Genomic DNA, 6665 nt, shown 5'->3' with positions numbered 1-6665 from the left:
GCTTTCCTCATTCAGTGTCAACCGTTTATTTTACCCGGTTGCCGCTGTTTTTAATCTTTCCGACCCGGTTACTTCGTGATGTTGTTCACGTTGTTCCCTGTCGATGGAGCGGCATTATAGGGAGTTCGATTTTAATGGCAAGCGAATAAATACAGTTTTATTTCGTTTGCCGTTTTTTTATGCAAAGACGGTTATTTTTGCGCTTTTGCTATAAAGGAAGGCAAAGCAGCAAGGCTTTCCAGCACAGCGTCAGCTGCACTTTCACTTTGTTCTGTCACCGGCTTGCCGGTGCGCACTAAAATCTTATGCCCGACCCCCGCAGCAGCAGCTGCCTGCATGTCTTCAAGCTTATCGCCCACCATATAAGAAGAAGCCATATCAATATTCAGCTCTTCTTTAGCCGTTAAAAACATCCCTGGCAATGGCTTACGACAATCACAAACCTGGGTAAACTCTTTAACTGTGCCTTCGGGATGGTGAGGACAGAAATAGATACCATCGAGATCAACACCGCGGTCAGCCAAAGACCAGTCCATCCATTCGGTCAGTGTCATAAACTGATCTTCAGTAAATTTACCGCGTGCAATACCGGACTGATTGGTCACCAGTACCAGCAGAAAGCCCATTTCCTTTAATTTAAGACAGGCGTCAATAACGCCATCGATGAACTGGAAGTTATCGATTTCATGTACATAGCCGTGATCGACATTCAAAGTACCATCACGGTCGAGAAAGATTGCTGAAACAGGTTGTGCCACGAATTTGCTCCTGATGCCTGATTAGTAGCGTGAGTATCGCATGTTTTCACTGCCTGTGAGAATGCTAACCTGGTTGACTTAGACGTCTAGACGCCTTAGCATCCACGACATACTACGGGGACGATCCCCGAAGAGTTAAATTCACCACGTCACGGCAAAAAGACAGAATAAAAAATAATATGATTAAACTTTCAAACATCACCAAGGTTTTCCAGCAGGGTTCGCGCCAGATAGTCGCGCTCTCTGACGTGAGTCTTCACGTCCCTGCCGGACAAATTTATGGCGTCATCGGCTCATCCGGCGCAGGTAAAAGTACTCTGATACGCTGCGTAAATTTGCTGGAACGCCCGACTGAAGGCCAGGTATTGGTTGATGGTCAGGATTTAATGTCCTTTTCTGAAAAAGCGCTGACCCGCGCACGTCGTCAGATTGGGATGATCTTCCAGCACTTTAATCTGCTTTCATCGCGCACCGTATTTGGCAATGTCGCATTGCCACTGGAGTTGGACAATCTGTCTTCCGCTGAAATCAAAAAGCGCGTTTCCGAACTGCTGAATCTGGTAGGACTGGAAGATAAGCATGATGCCTACCCGGCGAATCTGTCCGGCGGACAGAAACAACGTGTTGCGATCGCCCGTGCGCTGGCCAGTAACCCGAAGGTATTGCTTTGTGATGAAGCCACCAGCGCCCTGGACCCGGCCACGACACGTGCCATTCTGGAATTGCTGAAAGACATCAACCGTCGTCTCGGATTAACCATCCTGCTCATTACCCATGAGATGGACGTTGTAAAACGTATTTGCGATCAGGTTGCGGTCATCAGCGACGGCAAACTGATTGAGCAGGATAAAGTGAGCGAGATGTTCTCTCATCCAAAAACCCCGCTGGCTCAGCAGTTCATTCAGTCCACATTGCATCTGGATATTCCGGAAGATTACGCCGTACGCATGGTGCCGGAACCAGAAAAAGATCGCGTACCTTTACTGCGTCTGGAATTTACCGGACAGTCGGTCGACGCCCCGCTGCTTTCAGAAGCCGTGCGTCGCTTTGACATTAATAACAATATTATCAGTGCGCAGATGGATTATGCCGGCGGCGTGAAGTTCGGGATTATGCTGACAGAAATGCACGGTTCAGAAGAAAACACTCAGGCGGCAATTCAGTTCCTGCATGAGAATCAGGTGAAAGTTGAGGTACTCGGTTATGTCTGAGGCAATGATGTGGTTAATGGGCCGGGGTATCTGGGAAACTGTCATTATGACACTGACCTCGGGCTTCTTTGGTTTTGTGCTTGGCTTACCTTTTGGCGTCCTGCTGTATGTGACGCGTCCGGGTCAGATTGCAGAGAATAAAAACGTCTATCGCGTGATGTCAGCGCTGGTGAATATTTTCCGATCTATTCCTTTTATTATCCTGCTGGTGTGGATGATTCCGTTCACTCGCATGATTGTCGGTACTTCTATCGGTTTGCAGGCCGCGATTGTTCCGCTCACCGTCGGTGCGGCGCCATTTATTGCGCGCATGGTTGAGAATGCCCTGCTGGAAATCCCAAGCGGTCTGGTGGAAGCCTCCCGCGCAATGGGCGCGACACCGATGCAAATCATCCGCAAAATCTTATTGCCGGAAGCTTTGCCGGGTCTGGTCAATGCTGCCACCATCACGCTGATCACTCTTGTAGGCTATTCTGCTATGGGTGGCGCAGTCGGCGCCGGTGGTTTGGGACAAATCGGTTATCAGTACGGTTATATCGGTTACGATGCAACTGTGATGAATACGGTATTAGTCCTGTTAGTGGTTTTGGTGTATTTAATTCAATTTTGTGGCGACCGCATCGTAAAAGCAGTCACACATAAATAAGAAAGAGCCGCTGTAATAGCTACCCTGTGAATGATTTATATCCGTTTATTGAGGAAAGGACATGTCTAACAAATTCAAATCCATTGCCGTTGTTGGCGCGCTTCTGGGATCGCTGGCATTAGTTGGTTGCGGGCCAAAAGAACAAGATCCAAACCACATCAAAGTGGGTGTAATTGTGGGTTCAGAACAACAAGTTGCTGAAGTTGCTCAGAAAGTAGCGAAAGAAAAATATGGCCTCGACGTTGAGCTGGTGACTTTCAACGATTACGTGCTACCTAACGAAGCGCTGAGCAAAGGCGATATCGACGTTAATGCCTTCCAGCACAAGCCTTACCTGGATCAGCAGATCAAAGATCGTGGTTACAAACTGGTTCCGGTTGGTAATACCTTCGTTTACCCAATCGCCGGTTACTCTAAGAAAATCAAATCTGTTGATGAACTGAAAGATGGCGACCAGGTTGCTCTGCCAAACGACCCGACTAACCTCGGCCGTTCACTGCTGCTGTTGCAAAAAGTCGGTCTGATTAAGCTGAAAGATGGCGTTGGTCTGCTGCCAACCGTTCTGGATGTAACTGAGAATCCTAAAAATCTGAAACTGGTTGAGCTGGAAGCACCACAGCTGCCACGCTCACTGGACGATGCAAAAATCGCTCTGGCAGTAATTAACACTACTTACGCCAGCCAGATCAATCTGACGCCAGAGAAAGACGGTATCTTCGTCGAAGATAAAGACTCTCCGTACGTTAACCTGATCGTTGCGCGTGAAGATAACAAAGACGCTGAAAACGTGAAGAAATTCGTTCAGGCATATCAGTCTGATGAAGTTAACGCTGCAGCGAACAAAATCTTCAACGGCGGCGCAGTTAAAGGCTGGTAATCCGTTGCAGTCAGGGAAGCAGGTTTAGCGCTGACCATAACGCTGTAAATATTACTTTCACAAATAAATTCAAGGCGGGCATATGCCCGCCTTGTTATTTTCTCAATACCTTGGTTCAATAACGCCACATTCTTTCCTGTAAACATATTAAAAAGCAGAGGATATACCATGCGTGCTTTACCTCTCTGTTTGTCGGCGCTTTTGCTGGCGGGTTGTTCTCTGACTCAACATCCACAGCCAACCCCTACTGCACCCGTTGTAAAAGAAGAGCCAAAACCAGTAAAACCTAAACCGGCTCCGGTCCGCCCTGCCCCGGTAAAACTCTATAAAGATGCTGAAGCTCTGGTCGGTAGCCCTTTCCGTGATTTAGGCGAAGTCTCCGGCGAATCCTGCCAGGGTGATCAAAATGATGCGCCACCGAGCCTTGCTACTGCGCGTAAAAGAATGCTGACCCGCGCCTCATATATGAAGGCCAATGCAGTATTACTGCACCAGTGCCAGATTATCAGCGGTGTGCCGGGTTGCTTCCAGCAGGCGATTTGTCAGGGTTCAGCCCTGAACGTCAAATTTAAATGACCTCATTTTCTTTTGAGCAAATAGGAACGATTCATTCGCCCTATAAAGAGAAGTTTGCTGTTCCGCGCCAGCCGGGTTTGATTGAGGACGGTGGCGGCGAATTACATCTGCACGCGCCTTATAACCAGCCCGAAGCCGTTCGCGGGCTGGAAGACTTCAGCCATTTATGGGTGATGTTTATTTTTCATCAGACGATGGAAGGTGGCTGGCGTCCGACCGTTCGCCCGCCGCGTCTGGGCGGCAATACGCGTACCGGTGTGTTTGCGACCCGTTCAACCTTCAGGCCAAACCCGCTCGGAATGTCGCTGGTAGAGCTGAAAGGGATCCACTGTCAGGGACAGAATGTCATTCTGCAACTGGGCAGTCTGGATTTGGTGGATGGCACACCTGTCGTGGACATTAAGCCTTATCTTCCTTTTGCAGAAAGCCATCCTGACGCGCGCGCTGGATTTGCCCAGCACGCACCGGATGCAGATATGCCGGTAGAATTTTTACCACAGGCTGAACAGCAGCTGGCTGAGCATGCGGGGCAATATCCGCATCTGCGCCGTTTTATCACGCAGGTTCTGGGACAAGATCCCCGTCCGGCTTACCGTAAAGGGGAAGTCACCGACCGGGATTACGCAGTTCGCCTGCTGGACTTTAATGTTCGCTGGCGGGTGACGGGCTCTCTGAATCAGGTATTGTCACTGGACAAAAACTAAATTTCCTCTGCGTCTCTTTTGACAACAGCAACTCGCTGGTAAACTAAGCTACTTTTCACGTTTTGGCTGCCAACTGGCCAGCCTGATTGCAATTTGCAGTGCTAACGGAACAAACAACATCATGCGTACTACTCAATATCTGCTCTCTACACTTAAAGAGACGCCAGCCGACGCGGAAGTGATCAGCCATCAGCTGATGCTGCGTGCGGGGATGATCCGTAAACTGGCCTCCGGCCTGTATGTCTGGCTGCCTACCGGCTTACGCGTTCTCAAGAAAGTTGAAAACATCGTACGCGAAGAAATGAACAACGCGAACGCCATTGAAGTGTCGATGCCGGTAGTTCAGCCCGCCGATTTATGGCAGGAAAGCGGACGTTGGGAACAATACGGTCCGGAGTTGCTGCGTGTTGTTGACCGTGGCGATCGTCCATTCGTTCTGGGCCCGACCCACGAAGAAGTCATTACCGATTTGATCCGTAATGAAGTCAGCTCATACAAACAATTGCCGCTGAACTTCTTCCAGATCCAGACCAAATTCCGTGACGAAGTTCGTCCGCGTTTTGGTGTGATGCGTTCCCGTGAATTCCTGATGAAAGATGCCTACTCGTTCCACACGACGCAGGAATCTTTACAGGAAACGTATGATGCAATGTATGCAGCCTACAGCCAGATCTTCAACCGCATGGGACTGGATTTCCGTGCTGTTCTCGCAGATACCGGTTCCATCGGCGGCAGCGCATCGCATGAATTCCAGGTTCTGGCACAGAGCGGCGAAGATGATGTGGTGTTCTCTGACTCCTCTGATTTCGCGGCTAACATTGAGTTTGCTGAAGCATTAGCACCAACGACGCCACGCGCTGCCGCAACCGAAGAGATGCGTGTTGTTGAAACCCCTAATGCCAAAACCATTGCTGAACTGACAGAACAGTTCCAGGTTCCGGTTGAGAAAACCGTTAAGACCCTGATGGTTCACGCGACGGCAGAAAGCGGCCATAAGTTGGTTGCGCTGCTGATCCGTGGTGATCACGAACTGAACGAAATCAAAGCCGAGAAACTGCCACAAGTTTCAGCACCACTGACTTTCGCAACGGAAGCTGAGATTCGTGAAATCGTGGCTGCTGGCCCGGGCTCACTCGGCCCGGTCAATCTGCCAATGCCAGTTGTCGCTGACCGCACGGTTGCCGCCATGAGCGATTTCAGCGCAGGTGCTAACATCGACGGTAAGCATTACTTTGGTATTAACTGGGATCGCGATGTTGCGCTGCCAGAAATCGCCGATATCCGTAACGTGGTTGCCGGTGATCCAAGCCCGGATGGCCAGGGTACTCTCGTTATCAAACGCGGTATCGAAGTCGGTCATATCTTCCAGCTGGGCACGAAATATTCAGAAGCAATGAATGCAACCGTTCAGGGCGAAGATGGTAAAAACCAGTTGATGACCATGGGTTGTTACGGTATCGGCGTGACCCGTGTGGTTGCTGCTGCGATCGAACAGAATCACGATGATCGCGGCATTATCTGGCCGGATGCTATCGCACCATTCCAGGTCGCTATTCTGCCAATGAACATGCACAAATCTTTCCGCGTGAAAGATGCAGCAGAAGCGTTGTACAAAGAACTGCGTTCACACGGAATTGATGTGATCCTCGACGATCGCAAAGAACGTCCGGGCGTCATGTTTGCAGATATGGAACTGATCGGTGTCCCACATCACGTAGTGATTGGCGATCGTAATCTGGATGCTGAAGAGCTGGAATACAAAAACCGTCGTACCGGCGAAAAACAGATGATCAAACAAAGCGATATCGTTGAATATCTGCTGAGTCAGATCCCGCGTTAAGACCGGATAACCATTGTAATCCATAAAGAGAAATGCCCGCTTTATGCGGGCAT

The 6665-nt window shown here is 49.7% G+C and carries 7 protein-coding genes; 6 read left to right on the top strand and 1 reads right to left on the bottom strand.

Annotated elements, in window-relative coordinates; genetic code table 11:
* Positions 1-191: 191 nt before the first annotated feature.
* Positions 192-758 carry a D-glycero-beta-D-manno-heptose 1,7-bisphosphate 7-phosphatase gene (gene gmhB / locus J1778_RS00285; RefSeq protein WP_217171513.1) on the bottom strand — a complete coding sequence of 189 codons (567 nt, stop codon included), beginning with the start codon at positions 756-758 and terminating at the stop codon, positions 192-194.
* A 179-nt stretch (positions 759-937) separates the two neighbouring features.
* On the opposite strand from gmhB, the gene metN reads away from it, so the two are divergent.
* The 6 genes from metN to proS all read left to right on the top strand — a co-directional run bounded on the left by metN (position 938) and on the right by proS (position 6612).
* A complete protein-coding gene (metN, locus tag J1778_RS00280; RefSeq protein WP_217171512.1) occupies positions 938-1969 on the top strand; it encodes a methionine ABC transporter ATP-binding protein MetN in 1032 nt (343 codons plus the stop codon).
* Positions 1962-2615 (top strand): methionine ABC transporter permease MetI, encoded by a 654-nt coding sequence (locus J1778_RS00275; protein ID WP_015696115.1) that lies wholly within the window; start codon positions 1962-1964, stop codon positions 2613-2615. Before metN ends, J1778_RS00275 begins: the two co-directional genes overlap by 8 nt.
* A gap of 61 nt (positions 2616-2676) precedes the next feature.
* The gene (locus tag J1778_RS00270; RefSeq protein ID WP_217171511.1) at positions 2677-3492 is read left to right on the top strand and encodes a MetQ/NlpA family lipoprotein; all 816 of its coding nucleotides are present in this window, start codon (positions 2677-2679) and stop codon (positions 3490-3492) included.
* A 168-nt stretch (positions 3493-3660) separates the two neighbouring features.
* Complete coding sequence (gene rcsF, locus J1778_RS00265) at positions 3661-4068, top strand: Rcs stress response system protein RcsF (protein ID WP_217171510.1); 408 nt, start codon at positions 3661-3663, stop codon at positions 4066-4068.
* Positions 4065-4772, top strand: a complete 708-nt coding sequence (gene tsaA / locus J1778_RS00260) for a tRNA (N6-threonylcarbamoyladenosine(37)-N6)-methyltransferase TrmO (RefSeq protein ID WP_217171509.1) — start codon at positions 4065-4067, stop codon at positions 4770-4772. Before rcsF ends, tsaA begins: the two co-directional genes overlap by 4 nt.
* A gap of 121 nt (positions 4773-4893) precedes the next feature.
* On the top strand, positions 4894-6612 hold the full coding sequence (gene proS, locus J1778_RS00255; RefSeq protein WP_217171508.1) for a proline--tRNA ligase: 1719 nt from the start codon (positions 4894-4896) through the stop codon (positions 6610-6612).
* Positions 6613-6665 lie beyond the last annotated feature (53 nt).

Source organism: Rahnella bonaserana (assembly GCF_019049675.1).
GTDB classification, from domain to species: domain Bacteria; phylum Pseudomonadota; class Gammaproteobacteria; order Enterobacterales; family Enterobacteriaceae; genus Rahnella; species Rahnella bonaserana.
Note: the sequence above shows the minus strand (reverse complement) of the source record. Positions and strands in the feature narration are given on the sequence as shown.

Bases quoted from the DNA above. Each gene is read 5' to 3' on its own strand.
- metN (WP_217171512.1), top strand. From the start codon at position 938: ATGATTAAACTTTCAAACATCACCAAGGTTTTCCAGCAGGGTTCGCGC.
- J1778_RS00275 (WP_015696115.1), top strand. From the start codon at position 1,962: ATGTCTGAGGCAATGATGTGGTTAATGGGCCGGGGTATCTGGGAAACT.
- J1778_RS00270 (WP_217171511.1), top strand. From the start codon at position 2,677: ATGTCTAACAAATTCAAATCCATTGCCGTTGTTGGCGCGCTTCTGGGA.
- rcsF (WP_217171510.1), top strand. From the start codon at position 3,661: ATGCGTGCTTTACCTCTCTGTTTGTCGGCGCTTTTGCTGGCGGGTTGT.
- tsaA (WP_217171509.1), top strand. From the start codon at position 4,065: ATGACCTCATTTTCTTTTGAGCAAATAGGAACGATTCATTCGCCCTAT.
- proS (WP_217171508.1), top strand. From the start codon at position 4,894: ATGCGTACTACTCAATATCTGCTCTCTACACTTAAAGAGACGCCAGCC.